The organism is Stenotrophomonas sp. MH181796, from assembly GCF_009659995.1.
GTDB classification, from domain to species: domain Bacteria; phylum Pseudomonadota; class Gammaproteobacteria; order Xanthomonadales; family Xanthomonadaceae; genus Stenotrophomonas; species Stenotrophomonas riyadhensis.
The window spans coordinates 40,813-61,291 of sequence record NZ_RAHU01000012.1 but is presented as its reverse complement, the minus strand read 5'-3'; the positions used below and the strand labels follow the sequence as shown (position 1 = coordinate 61,291).

Sequence of the window (20,479 nt, the reverse complement as noted above, 5' to 3'; positions counted from 1 at the left end):
AAGGTTGGCACCTACCAACAACAGGCCAACGGTCAGATCATTGATCCTCAGGCGAATGGCAGCTCCGCGGCGATGCACGCCGCCGTAATCGCGGCACACGCCTCTTCAATCGCGGGCGTGGTCGGGGCCAACCGCGGGCGGCGGTCCAGCGTGCAGGCGAGGCCCACGTCCAGCAGCGTTGCATGTGCCCCGTGCAGCGCCTGCGCGGTGTCTTCCGGCAGGAATCCCGCAATCGCCAACGCATCGATCAACGACGGCGTGTCGCGCGGCTGCAACAACGCCGCATGCTGGGCACTGCGCGCAAGCACGCCGGTCTGCAGCAGGAACTCCAGGTCCACCACGCCACCCGCGCCCTGCTTCAGGTCCAGCCGTGCGGCATCGCTGCGGTCCAGTTCAGTACGCATGCGCCCACGCATCTTCAACACGTCGGCATACAGCACACCGGCATCACGTTCGCGGCCCAGCGTCTGCGCACGCACGTGCTCGAAGTCGGCCAGCAGGCTGGCATCGCCGGCCACGCCACGCGCGCGCACCAGCGCCTGGTGCTCCCAGGTCCACGCACGTTCGCGCTGGTATTCGGTGTAACTGGCCAACGAAGACACCAGCGAACCCTTGCCGCCATCCGGGCGCAGGCGCACGTCGATGTCGTACAGGCGCCCGGCGGCAGTGACTGCCCCAAGCAGTGCCATCACCTTCTGCGCCAGCCGCGCATACCAGCGCCCCGGTTCCAGCGGACGCGCGCCATCGCTGGCATCCACGCCAGCCGGGTTGTCGTGCAGGAACACCAGGTCCAGATCGGAACCGAAGCCCAGTTCAAGGCCACCGAGGCTGCCGTAGCCGATGATCGCGAAACGGCCACCGGGAATCTCACCGTGCGCGGCGCGCATGTCCGCCTCGGCCATCGCCAGCACGGTGACCACCACCGCCTGCGCCAGCTCGGCCAGTTGCCGCGTGCTGTCCACTGCACCCTGACGGCCATCCAGCGTGGCCATCGCCATGCGGAAGCTGAGTGCCAGCCGCGTTTCATTGAGCCAGCGCAGCGCGGATTCCGGATCTTCCACCTCCAGCACCTGCTGGCACTCGGCCAGCATGCCGGCGGCATCGGGCATCGGCCCGGACACGCGCACGTCCAGCAGTTCGTCCAGCAGCAGCGGGTACGCGGCCAGGCGCTCGGCCAGCAGCGCACTGCGCGCCAGCACGTCCACCAACCGCGCCAACGCGCTGGGCTGCTCGTCCAGCAGCGCGAGATAGCTGGTCCGGCGCAGTACCGCCTGCAGCAGGCCGAGCACGCGCTTGAGTGCGGCATCCGGCTGCGGCGAACGCGTGGCCGCATGCAGCAGCGCGGGCAGCACGCGGTCCAGCCGCGCACGCGCCGCATCGGACAACGACTTCACGCCGGTGCCCTGGGCGAAATCGCGCAGCGACTGGTCGGCGCCGTTGGCATCGAGGAAACCGGCTTCGGCCAGCAGCGGTGCATTGCTGCCATCCGGCAGGCTGCGCCAGTAGTTGGCCAGCGCGTCGGGCGCGGCCTGACCCTTGCGCGGCGCCAGCAGCGCGGCGAATTCGGTACTGACCCGCTGTTGCTGTTCGGCCAACGCCGCACGCAACACCTCCCAGTCTGGATAACCCAGACCGACCGCGATGCGCTCACGGTCCAGTACATCGCTGGGCAGCACGTGGGTCTGCGCGTCGCGCAGCATCTGCAGGCGGTTTTCCAGGCGGCGCAGGAACAGGTAGGCCTCGCGCAGCGCACTGCCATCCTCGGGCGCGATCTGCCCGGCCGCGACCAGTGCCTCCAGCGCCACCAGCAGCCGACGCTCGCGCAATGCTGGTTCGCGCCCACCGCGGATCAGCTGCAGCGCCTGGCACAGAAATTCGATTTCGCGGATGCCACCGGCGCCACGCTTGATGTCTTCATGCAGTTCACGGCGCGCGACTTCGGCGGTGATGGCCGCCTTCATCTCGCGCAGGCCGTCTAGCGCGGTGAAGTCCAGGTAGCGGCGGTACACGAACGGACGCAGGGTCTGCAGCCACGCCTCACCGGCCTCGATATCGCCGGCGACCGCGCGCGCCTTCAGCCAGGCATAGCGTTCCCAGTCGCGGCCTTCGCGCTGGAAGTACTGGTCCATCGCCGCGAACGAGAGCGCGACGCGACCAGCGCTGCCGAACGGGCGCAGGCGCAGGTCGACGCGGTGGCTGAAGCCATCGACGGTGGTCTCGTCCAGCAGCTTGGCCAGGCGCTGGCCGAGGCGCGCGAAATACTCCTCGGCAGCCAGTGCGCGTGGGCCGTCGGATTCGCCGCCATGCGGGTAGGCGTAGACCAGGTCCACATCGGAACTGAAGTTGAGCTCGCCACCGCCGAGCTTGCCAAGGCCGAACACCACCAGCTGCTGCGGCGCGCCTTCGCCGTCGCGGACCACGCCGTGGCGCTGGGCGAATTCCTGCTGCAGGGCGTCCAGCGCCAGCCGCAGGCAGTCTTCGGCCAAAGCGGTGGCGCCGGCCAGGGTCTGCGCCACGTCGTCCAGACCGGTCAGGTCGCGCCAGATCAGCCGCGTCGACATCGCCGTGCGCCAGCGCCGGATCTGCGCCGGCCAGTCGCTGGGCTGCAGCGGATCGAGCACCGGCGCCGGGATCGGCGGGCAGCCGGGCGCGGCCAGCTGTGCCAGCAGCGCCGGTTGCCGCACCAGCGTGTCCAGCGCGAAGTCGCTGGCCACCGCCAGCCGGGTCAACAGCGGCAGCAGCTCGGCAGGAACGGGCTCGGGCAGGACCTGGGCCAGGCGCGCCAGCGCGCGGTCGACAAGGGGCTGCAGGGAGGTGGGCAGATCGGCGGGGGCGAGGGTCATGGGCTGATTGTATCNCAGGACCTGGGCCAGGCGCGCCAGCGCGCGGTCGACAAGGGGCTGCAGGGAGGTGGGCAGATCGGCGGGGGCGAGGGTCATGGGCTGATTGTATCGACCCGGTAGTGCCGGCCGCTGGCCGGCAGATCCGATGATTCCGCAGCAGCTTCCTGCAGTTGCCGGCCAGCGGCCGGCACTACCAATAATGGAGGCTGCGTATTCATACTGGGCGACAGGCAATAAAAAAGCCCGCTTGCAGCGAACTGCCAGCGGGCTCTGCTCCCTCCCCCACGTCGGGATGCAGGGCCATCGTGCGGGCTGCGAAAGCACTTTGCACGCTGCACTGCAAAACAAAACCGGTGGGTAGGGGTAACCCCTGCGGGGAAAAGCCATTCCACGAAGGTAGAACCCCCCGTACGGAGGAGGATGGCCGATAATCGGGATTCCCCCCAGAAACACTGTCGTCATGTCTGTTGATCGCATCGCCAACGCGCGTCTCCGTGACCGCGTGGTCTCCGCCGAGGCCGCAGCCGCGCTGATCCAGCCCGGTGAAACCGTGGCCATGAGCGGCTTTACCGGCTCCGGGTACCCCAAGGCCGTCCCCGTTGAACTGGCCCGTCGCATCGAATCGGTGCACGCCCAGGGCCAGCCCTTCCAGATCAAGCTGATGACCGGCGCCTCCACCGCGCCGGAACTCGATGGCGCGCTGGCCAAGGCCGATGGCATCGCCATGCGCATGCCATTCCAGAGCGACCCGGATGCGCGCAACCGCATCAACGAGGGCAAGCTGGATTACATCGACATCCACCTCAGCCACGTGGCCCAGCACGTGTGGTTCGGCTTCTACGGCGAGATCGATACCGCCGTGATCGAAGTCTCGGCCATCCGCGAAGACGGTTCGCTGGTGCCCTCCACCTCGGTCGGCAACAACAAGACCTGGCTGGACCTGGCGAAGAAGGTGATCGTCGAGGTCAACGAATGGCAGCCGGCCGGCGTCGACGGCATGCATGACATCTACTACGGCACCGCGCTGCCGCCGCACCGCAAGCCGATTCCGCTGGTCAACGCCAACGACCGCATCGGCGACACCGCGCTGCGCTGCGACCCGGACAAGATCGTGGCCGTGGTGCGCACCAACGGCCCGGACCGCAACAGCCCGTTCAGCCCGATCGATGCGACCAGCGAGCAGATCGCTTCGCACCTGATCGAGTTCCTCAAGCACGAAGTGAAGAAGGGCCGATTGCCGCCGAACCTGCTGCCGCTGCAGTCGGGCGTGGGCAATATTCCGAACGCGGTGCTGGCCGGCCTGGCCAAGAGCGGTTTCCGCGATCTGGCCGCGTTCACCGAAGTGATCCAGGACGGCATGCTCGACCTGCTGCGCGACGGCGTGCTGAGCTATGCCTCGTGCACGGGTTTCGCGCTGAGCCCGCAGGCCAACGAGACGTTCAAGGAGAACATCGATTTCTACCGCGAGCGCATCATCATGCGCACGCAGGAGATCTCCAACCATCCGGAACTGGTGCGCCGCCTCGGCTGCATCGGCATGAACGGCATGATCGAGGTGGACGTCTACGGCAACGTCAATTCGACGCACGTGATGGGCACGCGGATCATGAACGGCATCGGCGGTTCCGGTGACTTCGCCCGCAACGGTTTCCTGTCGGCGTTCCTGAGCCCGTCCACCGCGAAGAACGGCACCATCTCGGCGATCGTGCCGATGGCCAGCCACGTGGACCACACCGAACACGACGTGTCGGTGATCGTGACCGAACAGGGCCTGGCCGACCTGCGTGGCCTGACCCCGCGCAAGCGTGCGCAGGTGCTGATCGACAACTGCGCGCACCCGGATTTCCGCGCGCAGCTGCAGGACTACTTTGACCGTGCCAGCCGCGAGAGCTACGGCAAGCACACCCCGCACCTGCTGCCGGAAGCGCTGTCGTGGCACCAGCGCTGGCTGGATACCGGCACGATGAAGGGCTGACTGCGTTGGGGGTCAGATCCCTTTTCTGCCGAAAAGGGATCTGATCCCAGGTACGGACATCGGGTACAGCCGGCCAGCGGCCGGCTCTACCTTCACGCGGTGCGCAGCGCCGCCAGCGATTCGGCCTGCAGCCGCTCGTAGATCTCGAACTCGTCATTCACCGCCACCCCCAGCGCCTGCTCGAAGGCCTCGCGGTTGGCGTGCGCGGCATAGGCGCGCTGTTCTTCGCCGCCCAGGTTCGACTGGAAGATGCCCGCGGCACTGACCGGCAGGAAATCCTCGTAGACGATCGGGTCGGCGGTGGCCAGGCCCGCGGCCACCAGTACTTCGGCGGGCAGATCGGCCACGCGCTCCGGCGCGGCGCGGCCGGCATCGGTCAACTGGTAGCGGTAATAGCCCAGGCCTTCCTGGCGCAGCGTGTCGTGGTCATCCGGGAAGCTGGCGAACACCGCCTGCAGGCGCTGGCCGTAGTCGCCGCCCGTGCTGCCTTCGCCACCGGCATCACGGGCCTGCGACAGCAGCTGGTCGTACAGCGCGCGGCCCTTCGGGGTCAGCGCAAGGCCACGCTGTTCAATCTCGCCGAAGCGCGCGGTATGGGTGCCGGCATCGCCACCCTCGCTGTCCGGGAAATGCACGGCTTCTTCCAGTGCCTTGAAGCTGGTCTGGCGCAACAGGATCGGGCAGGCACGGCGCGGCGGACCTTCGATCACCGCCTTGGCGGCCATGCCATGCTCGATCATCGCCGCCTGCGCCGCGTCGATATCCAGCGTACGCGGGGTCAGATGGTTGATGTGCGGGCCACGGAAGCTGACCACGTCGGCCACCAGGCGATGCGCGTTGTGCAGCGCGTGGTAGGTCGGCAGATCGACGGTGGCATCGCCATGCCAGCGGAAGGTTTCCAGTGCTTCATCGACGAAGCGCTCGGCATCGGCCTGCGACAGCCCGCCGTCACGCTCGGCCTGCTCGATCAGCGCCAGCGCGCCCTCGGTGAAGATGCGGCGACGTGCAAGGATCTTCGCCGATTCGGCGCGCAGCGCTTCGTCTTCGATCAGCTCCAGGCGCAGCAGCGAGGTGAACACGCGGAACGGGTTCTGCGCCAGTGCGGCACCAGTCAGCGGGCGGAACGCAGTGGAGTGCACCGGCACACCGGCCACGGACAGGTCGTAGTAGCCGACCGGGTACATGCCCATCACCGCGAACAGGCGGCGCAGCGTGGCCAGTTCCTGCACGGTGCCGACGCGAATCGCACCGTGGCGCTCTTCATCCAGGCGCGCACGCTCGTCGTTGCGCTGCAGCTGCGCAGCCAGCGCCGGGTCCTGGTCAAGCACCTGCGCGTTGATCCGCTCCACCAGTTCCACCAGCGTGCCGTACAGCGGCACTTCGGTGCGGTACATGCGGGACATGGCCTGCGCGAACAGGCGGCGGATCACATCAGGCGAAACGAAAGAGGCGCTCATCAGTCACTCGATTACGGGAACGGGGAACAGCTCGAACCCGTATTGTCGCCGGAGCGCGCGGCGGCGGCGATATGCAGAGCAACATGGCGGAAATCGGTAGTGCCGGCCGCTGGCCGGCAACCTCGGGATGCCTGGAATGATGCAGTTGCCGGCCAGCGGCCGGCACTACCGCTTGAGCTGGCGCCTCAGGGTGGCATCCAGGGTGATCGGCCGGTCCCAGTGCTGGTAACTGGCCACGATGGCATGGCGCACGGCGCGGTAGTGCAGGTTGTCCGGCTTGGTCGGCATGCGCTTCACCACCGCCTCCCAGCCGCCCGCCGGGTCCTGGCTGAAGGCGCGCACGCTGTCGCGGCAGGTCTGGCCGCTGGCCTTGGCCCAGAAGCAGGCGAAGTAGATATCCCCGGCCTGCCAGCCATGGGTGGTGAACAGCGCGCTGATGTAACCGCGCGGCACCTCGGCATAGCGCGACACTTCGTCGAGGAAGGCGTCGGGGTAGCGTTCGGCGTAGTGGTTGATGTCCTGCAGCTGGGCATCGACCCAGCTGTCACCGGTTTCCACCGTGTAGGCCGCCGAGCGCTCGGCGCTCTGCTGGGCCAGCACGGTGGCCGGCACCAGCAGCAGGGACAACAACAGCGCGCGCAGTCGGACGTTCATGCCCCGATTCTGCCGCAGCCGCCGCGCCCTGTCAGGCCGCCGCCGCGGCCTTGGCCTCGATCGCCGCCAGTGCAGCCGGCCAGTCGTGGGCGGTATCGGCGGTGACCATGCGCGGTTCATCGTCAGCCACGCCGTGCTGGGTCTCGTGGGCCCAGGTCACCGCATACGGGGTATGCACGCCCCAGCCACCGAGGGTCACCACCGGCTCGATGTCCGAACGCAGCGAGTTGCCGACCATCACGAAGCGCTGCATCGGCAGGTCAAACTCGGCCAGCACGCGGGCGTAGGTCTCCGGGTCCTTCTCGGAGACGATCTCGATGCGCGGGAACAGCTCGGCCAGGTTCGCGACCTTGATCTTCGCTTCCTGGTGGAACAGGTCGCCCTTGGTGATCAGCACCACCGGGTAGTGCTCGGCGATGGCCGCCACCGCTTCGCGCACACCGTCGATCAGCTCGACCGGGTGGCGCAGGGTGTCGTGGCCGATATCCAGGATGCGCTGGATGTCCTTGGCCTCGATGCGCTGGCCGGTGATGTCGATGGCCGCTTCGATCATCGACAGCGTCATGCTCTTCACGCCATAGCCGAAGGTGCCCAGGTGGCGCTGCTGCACTTCCAGCAGGTGGCGCGCGGTCTGCGTGTCATGCACGTCGACGTAGCGCGACAGCAGGTCAAGATAATCCTGCTCGGCCTTGCGGTAGTAGTCCTCGCTCTTCCACAGCGTATCGTCACCGTCAAAACCGACCAGGCCGATGGCGCGCGACGGCGCAGGCGTGGGGGTAGTCATCGCACAAGGATACCGCCGTCCCGGCACGTGGGACACCGGGCACGCTCAGTCGCCGTGCTGGCGCTGGTAGACCAGCAGGTCCAGTGCCGGGGCCTGGCCGGTCAGTTGGGTCAGCAGGGTATGTACCTGGCCGCGGTGATGGGTCTGGTGGTTGAACCAGTGCGCCAGCCCGGCGTCCACCCGCTGCAGCTGCGGTTCGGGCGTGGACACGCGTCGATAGGCGACACGGGTCGCCAAGGCTGCGTCGGACAGCCCGAGCACGAACGCGACGATGCCGGCATCCTCCTCGATCCGCGCCTGACGCAGCGCGGTGAAATCGGTGAACAGCAGCGTATCGAGCGCATAGCCGGTATCGCCCTGCCCGGCCAACCGGCGCAGCCAGATGCGATCCGTCACCAACAGGTGGTTGAGCGTACCTTCGACGGAGCCGAAGAACGCGCCGCACGGCCTGCGGTAGTCCTCCTCGGGCAACGCCTCCACGGCGGCGTACAGGCGCTGGTTGGCCCAGGCGTTGTAGCGTGCCATGGCCTCGAAATGGGTTTTGAGGGTTGCCATGTGCGGATGGTCGAGCCCGCTGCGGGCGCCGTCAATACAGCAAAAACCCGGGCGGCTGCAGCCGCCCGGGTCCCCATGCACCGGTCTTCCCGAATCAGGCGTGGATCAGCGGCCCTGCGCCGCCCCGGCACCTGCACCGGCCTGCTGGGCGGCCACGTAGGCCTTGTACTCGTCGGCGCTCAACTCGCCGTCCTTGTTGGTATCGGCCTGGTCGAACACCTGGGCGAGCCCGGCATTCACCTGCGCCTCGGTCTTGCTGATGGTGCCGTTGCCATCGGTATCGATGCTGGCCCAGGTCTGGCCACCGCCATTGGCCTGTGCCGAGGCCGCTGCGGCCGCATTGGTCGCCTGGTCAGCCGCCTGCCCTGCCTGTGCCGCCGACTGCTGCGCCTGCGCGGCCTCGTTCTGTGCCTGCGCGGCCTGCTGCTTGGCCGACTGGGCCATCGCCGGAATGGCCAGCACGCTGCCGGCGGCGACGATCAGGGCGATCAGGGGCTTGCGGTTGCGAATAGTCATCAGGGGTGTCTCCTACCGATTGGGTGGTGTTGCGCGGCGTGTTGTCTCCGCACGGCACCTACCCTGCCACTGCCTTTCTGAATCGATTTTGCCCCGCGACCGGCGTCAACACGCACGATTAACCACTCACCTCCACGCATGCTTTAGCGCGGTGGTTAGCAGCAAGTGAGCAGCTCATAAGATGCGCATTCAGCGCTGCCGGATTTAACCGGCAGCGAACGAAAAACCTGCGTCAGTCGACGTTCTGCGCCGATGACCGCGAACTGAACACCACCCAGCCGAGGGCAACACCAGCGAGCGCGCCGGCGATTTCCAGCACCACGCGACTGCCAAGTTCGTTCGGATCGTGGATGGTGGCGAGGAACAGGCGCGCGTACAGCGGCGACTCCAGGCGCACGATGCCCATGTAGAACAGCTTCCATGCATCGATGCCGGCGGAAATGATCACGGCGATGACACACGACCAGCCGATCGCGTGGCCGACCGTCCAGTGCAGCAACCGGCACAACTGCGACCACAGGAAGTACACCAGCAGGCCGACCAGCAGCGCGATGGCGCCGGCCTCCAGGGTGCCGAGCAGGCCGAAGTGCAGGGGAAGGTTCATCGGGTGGGCAGGGATGAAGAGGCGGCCAGTGTAAGGGATCTGCCCCGGACCCGATCTGGTGGCCACGGTAGATCCCCACCATGCGTGGATGAATCTCCATCGAAATCGAATATCGCGGGAATTGAACGAAAGGCACCCACGCGTGGCGTGGATCTACCGTGTCGACCAAGGTCGACACCTACCAGGAGCAGCGGGAAATTGTCGAGGGTGCCCCCTGCCGGTAACCCCTACCGCACCGGGACGTCGTACGCGGTGCCGGGATCCGGCTCGGGCTGCAGGGTGTAGTGCCACCACTCCTGCGGATAGTTGACGAAACCACGGCGCGCCATCGCGCGCACCAGCTGCTGGCGGTTCGCCTGCTGCGTAGCGCTCAGTCCGCTCGTCTGCGTATGCGCGCGAGGCCCAAAGAAATCAAAGTCGGTCCCCATGTCCAGTGGCGAGCAGCGGCCGCTACGGCAATCCAGCAGGCCGAGATCGACCGTGGCACCGCGACTGTGGCCGGAGCGCTCGGCGATGTAGCCGTCGGCCAGCAGCCGCGGCTTGTCCAGATCCGGGTACTGCAAAGCCTTGCGCGAGCGCTCGCGCGGGTCGTTCACCCAGGCCATGAAGGCCTGCACCGAGCGCACCGGGCGATAGCAGTCGTAGATCCGCAGGCCAAGCCCATCCGCGCGCAGGTCCTGTTCCACCTGCGCCAGCGCCTTGGCCACCGGCGCCAGCAGGAAGCACGAGGGCGCCTCGTAACCCGGTACGCGCGCGCCGGTGAAGTTGTTGGCGCTGGCGTAGCGGATGTCCATGTCGATGTGCGGTGCCAGCGACCGGATTTCGACCAGGCCGGCGCTGGCGGCATCGGTGGCCGGCGAAACGCGCGGCGGCTCAGCGGCGCTGGCGCTCGCTGCCAGCGCAGTCGCCAGTACGAGTGAAATGCAGGTCCTGGAAGTCATAGCTGAAGTCGATGTCCGGGTCGATGGCACGCAGGTCCAGTGTGGGCGGCGCACCGTTACCGGGTTGCAGCCAGGCCTGTGCGTCTTCGCCCAGCGTATCCCAGCGCAGCAGCCAACGCCCCTGCAACTGCAGCACCGTGGCCTGCAGCCGGGGCGACTTGTCCACGCTGAAGCGCAGGCCGTCCGCGCCCGGGCACAATGAGGCCGGGCCCAGCCACGGATCGCGGTAATGGCCCTGCCAGCGTGGCAGATCCGTGCGGCTCGTCTCCTGCGCCGCAACGGTGGACGGCCGCGAATGGCCGGTCGCCGCCCGCGTTGCCTGGTCAGCCCTCAGCTCGGCCAGGTACGCCATCGCCGGGCGCGCATCGTCGGGTGTGGTGAATCGCTTCAGCGTGGCCTGCATCAGGGCCGTGCGCGCGTCCTCGCCTTCGCCGTTGATCAGCATCACCACGCCCACCTTCCGGTCGGGCAGCAGCGCCAGCGACGAGTACATGCCCGACAGCGTGCCGGTGTGCGCTACTTTCCACTGCCCGTCCATGTCGGACACGCGCCAGCCATAGCCGTAGCCGTAGAAATGCGCGTTGTCCCAGCGCCGCTGGCGCTCACCCAGCGGCATCGGCATGTGCAATGTCCACAACGTGCGGCGCTGTTCACTGTCCAACCAGTCCGGCACCACGGCAGGATCCAGCAGTACCTGCATCCAGCGCGTCATGTCACGCAGCGAACAGCGGATGCCTCCGGCCGCCATCGACGGCAGGTCCGGGCTGATGGCACCGTCGGCGTTCACCACCGCATTGCGATCACCATGCCAGGCATGTGGCTGGGCGACGTTGCCCACGCGTTTCAGCGACCAGGCCCCCAGCTGGCAGCGCGTCATGCCGAGTGGTTCGAACACCTGCTCGCGCATCAGCTGGTCATAGGGTTTGCCAGCGGCCGCGGCGGCTACTTCGCCGGCCACCACGTACATCAGGTTGTCGTAGGCATAGTGGCTGCGGAAGCTGCTGACCGGCTTCAGGTGCGCCAGCCCGGCGATGATGTCGGCACGGGAGAACGTGTTCGGTTCCGGCCACAGCATCAGGTCACCGGCACCCAGGCCGAGACCGCTGTTGTGGATCAGCAGGTCGCGCACCTGCATCTGCTGCCCCACCCATGCATCGTGCATGCGGAAGCCCGGCAGATGGCGCTGCACCGGATCGTCCCAGCGCAGCCTGCCCTGCTGCACCAGCCGCGCCAGCAGTGCGGCGGTCATCGCCTTGCTGTTGGAGGCGATCTTGAACAGCGTGTCCTCGTCGATGCGGCCGCCATCACCGCGCGCGCCTTCGGCATGGCGATAGACCACCTGTCCGTTCTCGACCACCGCCATCGCCAGCCCGGGGAGATGCTCGGCCCGGACCACGGCGGCGACATCGGCATCGATGGATGCGGTATCGACCGCCGAAGCGGAGGGTGCGGCCAGTGCCGCTGCGAGGATCAGCAGGGGGTGCATGGGCGTTCCTCACGGGGTGTGACCCAGCCCCCGCGCCACCCATCGGGATGGCGCGGGAGGGTGCCTCAGTAGCTCAGGCTTACGGTCAGCTGTGCATAGCGCGGCGACTGGAAGCTGGTCGGCCACAGGAAGGTGTCGCTGATGTGCCCAATGGCGTTCTCCTTCTCCTGGTCCACCGACATCTTCTTCTGCTGGTTGGTCAGGTTGTAGATGGACAGCTTCACCTTCAGGTCGGCCTCGCCGAACTGCTTGTTCCAGGTGATGTTCGCTCCCAGTTCGTAGGTCCACGGCATGCGCCCGTAGCCTCCGCGCGGGGAATGCTCGTAGACGCGCTCGGAAGGAACACTGGAGGTGCAGTTCTGCACGCAGATGTAGTAGCTGTGGAAGGGCTTGGTATTGCCGCTGGGGTTACCCACGCCAAACCCCGTGATCGGACCGCCGGAGCGGGCGTCAAGGGTGGCGCCGACCAGCAGGTTCTCGGTAATCGCGTAGCTGCCGCGCAGCTTCAACTGATGGCGACGATCATTGGCCAGGTAGCCGTAGCCCCCGCGGTTGACCCACGGATCATCGAAGTTCTCGGTGCGGCCGGTATCGGCAAAGTCGGTATCGGAGTTGACCGGGCCTTCGGCGTTGCCGCGCCCGTAGGCCAGCGTGTACGAGGCATTCATCGCCCACGTGCCGTCCCAGCCACGGTCCAGCTGCAGTTCCAGCGCCTTGTAGTCGCGACGCGGCTTGTCCCAGCCGATCTGGCCGATGTAGTTGCCCTTGTCGTCGTACTGGGCGAAGCCCTCCTTGCTGGTGTCCACGGTCAACCAGCCATCGGAGACACCGTCACAGTTGGTATCACCCCACACGGTGACCTTCCTGCCCGGGTTGGCCATCACCCAGCCCACTTCGGCATTGCCGCACTGCGCGCTGGCCGTGATGTGCATGTCATCGATGGCGTTGTGCAGCTTGCGGTAGATGCCACGCACCCCATAGGACCAGCGCTCGTTGAGCATCTGCTGGAAGCCCAGGATCAGTTCATCCTGGTAGACCGGGTCCATGTCGCGGTCCACTTCCGAGCGCAGGTCACCGACCGTGCCATCGCCCTGCGAGTTGTCCACCGGCCCGATCTGCGCACCGGTGCGCGGCACGGCGTAGCGGCTGCCGTTGATCTCGCGGATGTCCCAGCCGTTGAAAGCGTAATAGGCGCGCTCATCAAGCAGCCCACCGGCCTGCTTGATGTTGATCACGTTGGCCACCGGCAGGTAGTAACGACCGATGTTGCCGAACAGCTTCATCGCGCCATCGCCCTTGATGTCCCAGGCGAAGCCGGCGCGCGGCGCCCACATGTTGTCCATCTTGATGTAGCTGCGGCCTTCAGCGTCCTTGTTGTCGAAGGTCTCCATGCGGATGCCGAGATTCAGCAGCAGGTTGTCGGTGACCGACCAGTTGTCTTCCAGGTAGTACGCCGCGTTGGTGCTCTCGAACTCGCCCCCCACTTCATTGCGCCGCGCGCGCACGTAGGCGGTGGTGCCCGCCGGCACCACGCCACCGTTTTCCAGGATCGAACCCGGCGTGGTCTTGTAGACGTTGTAGTAGAACGCGCCCGGGCCGGGATAGTAGCGATCATAGGTGGATACGTTCTTCTCGTGATCCACACCGAAGCGCAGCAGATGAGTACCCAGCTGCCACTCGAAATCCAGCCGCGCCTGCTCGCGATCATCCACGCGCGACTGCACGGTGGAGTTGGTGGTGCAGCCCAGTGGTACGCCTGCCGGAGCCAGTCCGCTCTCGGCCACCACGCGGTTGCACTCCAGGTCGGTCATGCTGCGCTGCGAGGCATAGCGCTGGTTCTTGCCGTACATCGCACGCACCGACAGCCCTTCGGTGAGTTGGCCGTTGTAGGAGGCGGCCCAGTTCTTGCCGCCATTGGTGGTGTAGATCTCGTTGGTCTTGGCAGTGGGCTCGCCCTTGGCCAGGTCGAAGCCGTAGACGTCGTAGGCCCAGTTGTCCTTGTCCGAGAACCCCATCAGCGACAGGCGGTGGTTGTCGTTGATCTGCCAGTCCAGCTTGCCGCCCCAGAACGGATCGTTGGTGCTGCCCTGGTTGAAGACGTTGCCATCGTTGTTGGTGTACTGGGCGCGGTTGTCACGGATCTCGTACATGCCAAAGAAGAAAAGGCGGTCCTGTACCAGTGCACCCGAACCCCACACGTTGAGCCGGTTGGTGGTGTGCTTGTCCTGGCTGCCGATGATGTACGGCGTGCCGTCAGCGGTGTAGTGATCGTTCTTGCTGGACTGCCAGGCACGCGGCTCGAAGGTGTACTCGACGCCAGCGTGGAAATCGTTGCTGCCCGAGCGCGTCGCAGCGTTGATCACGCCGCCGGTGGTACGGCCGAACTCCACCGAGTAGCCGCCGGTCTTCACCTGGAATTCCTGGAAGAACGCGAACGGCGCCGATGAGAAGCCGACGCGGTTGTAGAAGTCGGTCACGTTAAGGCCATCGATGTAGACCGCGTTCTCGGCCACCGACGAACCACCGAAGGAGATGCCCTGCGCACCCAGCGAGCCTTTGCCCGAGACCACGCCCGGGGCCAGCATCGCCACTGATTTCAGGTCCTGGTCGACCGGCAGCCGCTCGATGTCCTGGCGGCTGAGGTTCATGGACGAATCGGTGGAGGTCACGTCGACCATCGAGATGACCTGTGGCGCGCGCACCTGCACGGCACCCAGCGTGCTGATGCCAGAGACGGGCACATTGACCGTGGTGGCGTTGCCAAGCGACACCGTCACTTCACCCACCTGCGCCGGCGTACCGCCAGCCACCGCGACCTCCAGCGTGTAGGTGCCTACCGGCAACTGTGGAATGCGGTAGCTGCCGTTGGCGTCGGCCTTCACCGAACGCGAGAAACCGGTGGCCGGATTGCGCACGGTCACCGTAGCGGCGTCCAGGCGCTGGCCCGAATCGGTGACCAACCGGCCAACCACCGAACCATCCTGTGCGAATGCGCTGGGCGCGATCATGCCCAGACACGCCCCAAGGGCGACGCACAACGCCGCCCGCTTGATGCTGTAAGCCTTCATCCCCTGCTCTCTCCTGCAAGAATTGAATGGTGTGGAGTGCGATGTGTCGCGCTAGCGTTGCCCGGCTGGCAGTACCCGCCACTGGAAGTCGTAGCTCCATTGGTCGAAGTACAGGTTGCCGCCTACCCACTCGGCCTCGCCGCGCTGCGAGTCGACCGTTTCCGAGCGAAAGTGCTGCTTGGCCGGCACCAGGGCCTGGCCGAAATCGTCGTTGAAGGCGATGCGGTAGCCGTCGAGGCCACCCAGGTAGAAATCGCGCAGGGCCGGCACGTCGCTGGCCAGTGCGCCGGTGGTCACGTCCATCGGCAGCCATCCATACGGCGCCAGGTAGACCTGCCCCCAGTCATGCAGGTTGTTGTAACCGCTGCCATCGCCGGAGAACACCATGCCCGACTGCCAGCGTGCGGGAATGCCGTTCATACGCAGCAGCGCGATCAGCAGCAGGGTCTGCTGCCCACAGTCGGCATGCCCGGCATGCAGCGCGTAATCGCTGATGTTGCTGATCGTGGAGTATTCGCGCGCACCGGCCCATGGAATGCGATCCACGGCAGCAAACAGCTTGCGCACCACTTCATACGGGCGGGTTTCCCCCTGCAGCACCTGGTCGGAGAACAGCTTCAGCGCCGGCGTGAAGCGCACGTGCGGCAGCTGCTCGGCCAGGTAGGGTTTCAGTGCCGGATCGGCCGGTGTCGGCTGCACCTTGGCCGGATCGATCGCGGTATGCCGGGCCAGGATCGTGACCGCATAGCGGACCTCGAAGCGGGTCGGCTGCCCGGCCACCGCTTTGGCTTCCAGATAGGCGGTACGCTGCAGGGTGCTGGCTGGTGCCACGCGCGCCTTGCCCGGGGTGCTGCCCAGCCACTGCACTTGCTCCTGCTGGCCCGGGATCTCGCGCGGGTACGGAATCCAGGCGCGTACGGTCTCGCCGGCCGGCACCGCATCGGCTTTCACCGTGAGCGACTGGGTGAATTCAATGCGCTGCGGCAGTACCGACGCCCGGCCACTTTGTTCCGCTGCGGCAAGCACGCGTGCGTGGTGCGCGTTGAGCACCTCGTTTGGGCCCGGCGCCGGCATCGGTGCATCCGCGCGGCGGCGCGCACGTGCCTCGTCGCTGAGCAGGAACAGGTTCGACGGTGCGCGCTTGAAGTACCAGCGCGTGCCATCGATGTCGAGGTGTTCGATCAGTCCAAGCTGGTCCCAGCGTGCGAATTCCTCCTCGGTCAGGTCGGGAATCCAGCGGCGCACGGCAGACTTGGCGGCGGCTTCGTCGAGGGAAAAATCCAGGCGGATGCGGCGCATGCGCTCTTCCTGGAACGCGATGTCGTCGAAACTGACGCCAGGCTCCGCCGCGTCCGCAGCCGACCAGGTGTTCAGTTCGCTGCCGGCTTCGGAGAACCGTCCCGCGTCGATCATCTGCACGACCCGCGCAAACTGGATGGCCGAGGGTGGCGGCTCCGCTCCCGCCGACCACGCCCACAGCAGCAGCGCGGCACACAGGCCCGCAGTGGCAGGCAGACGTGGTTTGCGAACGGCAGGATCCACAGCGACACTTCCCCAGCGCGGGTGGTAACGGCTGTGTAACACGGGCCGGGATGTCGGTCAATAATTTATTCTTGCTTTCGATGCTAAAAGGAATAAATATTCCAACAGGCATTCGAGGAGGGTGTGCAGCGCATGATCCTGGCTTCCCGCGAACGGCATCGGCATTGGCCACGCCGCTTGACCCTGGCCCTGTGCCTGCTGGCCGCACCGGCCTTTGCACAGGCGGCCCCGCCGCCCGACCCGGGCGCGCCGCTGCCCTATGTGATCGGCCTGCACGAGGCCTACCTCACCCCCCAGTACTGGGCCGCGCGCCTGGACAACGCCGATGTGCCGATCCTGGACCGCAGCCAGATCGAGGCACAGAACGCACGGATGCGGTCACAGGACAGCCACATCCAGGACATCGCCGCATTGCCAGCCCAGCTGGATGCGGCGGCGGTGCGCGCCAGCATCACCGCGCTGTCGAGCTGGCCCACGCGTGCCCTCTACAATGACAAGGGCCAGGCCATCACGCCGGCACTGCGCAGCACGATCGAAGCCAACCTCGGCCTGGATGCGATTCCCACGCAGGTGGCACCGCAATACGGGCTGGTGGTAAAGCGCGCCGCACTGCGCACCTTCCCCACCCGCGAACGCGTCTTCAGCAGCGTCGGCGACACCGACATCGACCGCTTCCAGGAGTCGGCGCTGTTCCCCGGCGACAAGGTTGCCGTGGTCCATCGCAGCGCCGACGGCCGCTGGTTGTTCGTGCACAGTGAGCGCTACAGCGCATGGATCGAGGCCGATGCCATCGCCAGCGACGACAAAGCCACGGTGCTCGGCTACGGCGCGCAGGGACCTTACCGGATCATCACCGGCGCCACCGCGCAGACTGCCTACACCCCGGAAGAACCGCGCGTCTCGCGCCTGCAGCTGGACATGGGCGTGCGCTTGCCGGTGCTGGCCGACTGGCCGGCGTCAGAGCCGGTGAACGGCCAGCAGGCGCACGCATCGTGGGTGGTGCAGCTGCCGGTACGCGAGGCCGATGGTCGATTGAAGCTGATACCGGCGCTGCTGCCGCGCTCTCAGGACACCGCCGCCGACTACCTGCCGCTGACCCCACGCCTGCTGCTGCAGCAGGCCTTCAAGTTCCTCGGTGAACGCTACGGCTGGGGCCACGACTACGACACCCGCGACTGCAGCGGTTTCGTATCCGAGATCTACCGCAGCTTCGGCGTGCTGCTGCCACGCAATACCAGCGCGCAGGCGGTCAGTCCGGCGCTGGATCGCCTGCCGTTCACCGGCAAGGACGGCAAGGCCGTGCGCGACCGCGCCGTCACCGCCCTGCAGGTGGGCGACCTGGTCTACATCCCCGGCCACGTGATGATGGCCATCGGCCACGTCGACGGCCGCACCTGGGTCATCCACGATACGGCGGGCGGCAGCTGGTTCGGTGCTGACGGCAAGCGCGTGCAGGCCCACCTCAATGGTGTTTCGGTCACCCCGCTGGAGCCGATGATGGCCAGCGACAGCGTCCGCTACATCGACCGCATCACCAACATCCAACGCCTGCGTGCCAAGACCCCCTGAATGAAGATCACTGCCATCGAACTGGGCATGCTGCGCGTGCCGCTGAAAACACCGTTCAAGACTGCCCTGCGCACAGTGGAAACCGTGGAAGACGTGGTGGTGCTGATCCGCACCGACACCGGCAACACCGGCTACGGTGAAGCCCCGGCCACGGCGGTGATCACCGGCGATACGCACGGCTCGATCATCGAAGCGATCCGCCACTTCATTGCGCCGCGCCTGATCGGCCAGGACGTGGCCAACCTCAATCGCCTGTGCGGTCTGGTGCAGACCGCGATGGAGCGCAACACCAGCGCCAAGGCCGCGGTGGAGATCGCGCTGTACGACCTGTGGGCGCAGCTGCACGGTGCACCGCTGTACCAGATGCTGGGCGGCGGCGACCCGGTGATCACCACCGACATCACCATCAGCGTGGACTACATCGACAAGATGGTGGCCGATTCGCTGTCGGCGATCGAGCGCGGCTTCGAGTCGCTGAAGATCAAGGTCGGCAAGGACATCGGCCTGGACATCGAACGGGTCAAGGCGATTCATGCTGCGGTGGAGGGCCGCGCCCTGCTGCGGCTGGATGCCAACCAGGGCTGGACCGCCAAGCAGGCGGTGCATGCGATGCGCACACTGGAGGAAGCGGGCGTGGTACTGGAGCTGCTGGAGCAGCCGGTGAAGGCGGCCGACATCAGCGGCCTGAAGTACGTCACCGACCGCGTCAACACGCCGGTGATGGCCGACGAAAGCGTGTTCAGCCCGAGCCAGGTGATGGACCTGATCCAGCAGCGCGCGGCCGACATCATCAACATCAAGCTGATGAAGACCGGCGGCCTGTCCAACGCGATCCGCATTGCCGACATCGCCGGCATCTACGGCGTGCCGTGCATGATCGGCTGCATGATCGAATCCAGCATCAGCGTGGCTGCCGCCGTGCATCTGGCGGTGGCCAAGAGCGATGTGATCACCAAGGTCGACCTGGATGGCCCCTCGCTGGGCCAGTTCGACCCGGTCAGCGGGGGCGTGCATTTCAACGAATCGGAGATCAGCATCAGCGACGTACCGGGGCTGGGCATCACCGAAGTGCGTGGGCTGGAGATGCTGGGGTGACCCGCGCAGTCGAGCATGGCTCGACTCTACAAGGGCCGTCCTTACCTGATGCCTGGTCGGGCGTTACTTTTCTTTCTGCGGAAAGAAAAGTAACCAAAAGAAACGCTCCGCCGGCCGCGAGCCGACGTGCTGCGCACGTCGGTGCCCTGCGCTCCTCGGCCCGCCGAGGGACGGCGCGGAACTCGCTGCGCTCAGACACCCGCGCCTCTTCGCCCTCGCCGGACCTGCGGTGCTCGGCTCGCTACAAGGCGGACTCAACGTCCAAAGCAACAGCTGCACCCAGTAAATCCATGCCACGCGTGGATGCACCTGCTCTTGCTTCTGCCCTACCCCGTAACCCCTTCGCGGCTGGCACGCGCGCGATGTGTCCGAGGTCGGGCGGGTGGGGTTTGCAGGGGTGTCCGCCGCATGGATGCGGCGGCCAAGCCTCCATGGACGGATTCACGGCGTCCCCTGCAAACCCCACCCGCCCGACCCACTCCATGACACGCTCTACGCGACCAACCGCAATGCGCCTACACATGCCCGGACTCCCCGCATGCCGCCCCTGCTGAAGATCCGTTCCGAGCGCGGGCAGATGTCGGCCATCGAGCGCCGCATCGCCGACTTCATCCTCGACAACGCCCACCTGCTGCGCGACTACTCGTCCCAGCAGCTGGCCAGCGCGCTGGGCATCAGCCAGTCCAGCGTGGTGAAATTCAGCCAGAAGCTCGGCTTCAAGGGCTACCCGGACCTGAAGTACTCCATCGGCCAGGACGTCGCCCGCGCCGGTGCCGACCCGCAGCAGGCGCCCAGCGAACCCGACAGCGGCGATGACTACCTGCGCCTGGGCGAGGCCCTGCGCCGCAGCAAGGCACAAGCCGAAGAGGAAACCCGCCAGGCCAATCCACGCGGGGAAATCGAGCGCATCGTGCAGCTGCTCGACGGCGCGCCGAAGCTGTTCGTGTACGGCCTGGGTGACGACGGCCTGTTCGCCCGCGAGTTCGCCATGCGGCTGTCGCTGCTCGGCCTGCTGGTGGTGCCGCATACCGACCCGATCCTGATGCTGGCCAACCTGTCGGCCGCACGTCCCGGCGATGCGCTGCTGGTCTTCTCCGAATTCGGCAACCTGCCGCAGCTTTCACAGTTGTCGCGGCAGTTCCAGGACATGGGTGGCAAGGTGATTTCCATCACCCGCCACACCGCCAACCCGCTGCGCGCGCATGCTGATGCAACACTGGTGGTGTGTGCGCACGACCGCACGCCGCAGGTCGCGCAGCTGCTGTACCGTAGCGCCATGCACGCGCTGCTCGATTTCCTGTTCGTGCTGCTCTGCCACGCCAATCCGGATCGCCAGCAGCAGCTCGCGGTGAACCTGGAGCGGATCGACCACCTGCTGGATTCCTGACCG

The 20,479-nt window shown here is 66.6% G+C and carries 15 protein-coding genes; 4 read left to right on the top strand and 11 right to left on the bottom strand.

Translation table 11 applies throughout. The annotated features are described in order from the left end of the window. Window positions 1-47: 47 nt before the first annotated feature. Window positions 48-2,843 carry a bifunctional [glutamate--ammonia ligase]-adenylyl-L-tyrosine phosphorylase/[glutamate--ammonia-ligase] adenylyltransferase gene (gene glnE, locus D5301_RS23190; protein ID WP_153857019.1) on the bottom strand — a complete coding sequence of 932 codons (2,796 nt, stop codon included), beginning with the start codon at window positions 2,841-2,843 and terminating at the stop codon, window positions 48-50. A gap of 460 nt (window positions 2,844-3,303) precedes the next feature. Between glnE and D5301_RS23185 the strand changes: the two genes are divergently transcribed. Further along, window positions 3,304-4,818, top strand: a complete 1,515-nt coding sequence (locus tag D5301_RS23185) for an acetyl-CoA hydrolase/transferase family protein (protein ID WP_153857015.1) — start codon at window positions 3,304-3,306, stop codon at window positions 4,816-4,818. A gap of 92 nt (window positions 4,819-4,910) precedes the next feature. On the opposite strand, the gene D5301_RS23180 is transcribed toward D5301_RS23185, so the two are convergent. The 10 genes from D5301_RS23180 to D5301_RS23135 form a co-directional block, all read right to left on the bottom strand. Next, on the bottom strand, window positions 4,911-6,275 hold the full coding sequence (locus D5301_RS23180) for a VOC family protein (RefSeq protein WP_107432968.1): 1,365 nt from the start codon (window positions 6,273-6,275) through the stop codon (window positions 4,911-4,913). Between the two features lie 165 nt (window positions 6,276-6,440). Next, entirely contained in the window at window positions 6,441-6,929 is a 489-nt protein-coding gene (locus tag D5301_RS23175) for a hypothetical protein (RefSeq protein ID WP_110710854.1), read from the bottom strand. Window positions 6,930-6,960: 31 nt separating this feature from the next. After that, a complete protein-coding gene (locus D5301_RS23170) occupies window positions 6,961-7,713 on the bottom strand; it encodes an HAD family hydrolase (RefSeq protein ID WP_135968180.1) in 753 nt (250 codons plus the stop codon). A 45-nt stretch (window positions 7,714-7,758) separates the two neighbouring features. Then, complete coding sequence (locus tag D5301_RS23165) at window positions 7,759-8,268, bottom strand: DinB family protein (RefSeq protein WP_049400072.1); 510 nt, start codon at window positions 8,266-8,268, stop codon at window positions 7,759-7,761. A gap of 105 nt (window positions 8,269-8,373) precedes the next feature. Further along, window positions 8,374-8,784 (bottom strand): EF-hand domain-containing protein, encoded by a 411-nt coding sequence (locus D5301_RS23160; RefSeq protein ID WP_004139214.1) that lies wholly within the window; start codon window positions 8,782-8,784, stop codon window positions 8,374-8,376. A 232-nt stretch (window positions 8,785-9,016) separates the two neighbouring features. Next, entirely contained in the window at window positions 9,017-9,388 is a 372-nt protein-coding gene (locus tag D5301_RS23155) for a hypothetical protein (RefSeq protein WP_032968343.1), read from the bottom strand. Window positions 9,389-9,615: 227 nt separating this feature from the next. Then, complete coding sequence (locus D5301_RS23150) at window positions 9,616-10,329, bottom strand: M15 family metallopeptidase (protein WP_153857014.1); 714 nt, start codon at window positions 10,327-10,329, stop codon at window positions 9,616-9,618. Continuing rightward, window positions 10,262-11,815: a serine hydrolase domain-containing protein gene (locus D5301_RS23145; RefSeq protein ID WP_153857013.1), complete on the bottom strand. Its 1,554-nt coding sequence runs from the start codon at window positions 11,813-11,815 to the stop codon at window positions 10,262-10,264. Before D5301_RS23145 ends, D5301_RS23150 begins: the two co-directional genes overlap by 68 nt. 65 nt (window positions 11,816-11,880) lie before the next feature. Beyond that, complete coding sequence (locus D5301_RS23140; protein ID WP_153857012.1) at window positions 11,881-14,883, bottom strand: TonB-dependent receptor; 3,003 nt, start codon at window positions 14,881-14,883, stop codon at window positions 11,881-11,883. Between the two features lie 51 nt (window positions 14,884-14,934). After that, complete coding sequence (locus D5301_RS23135; protein ID WP_324187384.1) at window positions 14,935-16,425, bottom strand: transglutaminase domain-containing protein; 1,491 nt, start codon at window positions 16,423-16,425, stop codon at window positions 14,935-14,937. A 132-nt stretch (window positions 16,426-16,557) separates the two neighbouring features. Between D5301_RS23135 and D5301_RS23130 the strand changes: the two genes are divergently transcribed. The 3 genes from D5301_RS23130 to D5301_RS23120 all read left to right on the top strand — a co-directional run bounded on the left by D5301_RS23130 (window position 16,558) and on the right by D5301_RS23120 (window position 20,476). Further along, on the top strand, window positions 16,558-17,994 hold the full coding sequence (locus D5301_RS23130; protein ID WP_153857011.1) for an SH3 domain-containing protein: 1,437 nt from the start codon (window positions 16,558-16,560) through the stop codon (window positions 17,992-17,994). Further along, the gene (locus tag D5301_RS23125; protein ID WP_110710846.1) at window positions 17,995-19,089 is read left to right on the top strand and encodes a dipeptide epimerase; all 1,095 of its coding nucleotides are present in this window, start codon (window positions 17,995-17,997) and stop codon (window positions 19,087-19,089) included. Window positions 19,090-19,627: 538 nt separating this feature from the next. Further along, complete coding sequence (locus D5301_RS23120) at window positions 19,628-20,476, top strand: MurR/RpiR family transcriptional regulator (RefSeq protein WP_094000606.1); 849 nt, start codon at window positions 19,628-19,630, stop codon at window positions 20,474-20,476. The last annotated feature ends 3 nt before the right edge of the window (window positions 20,477-20,479 follow it).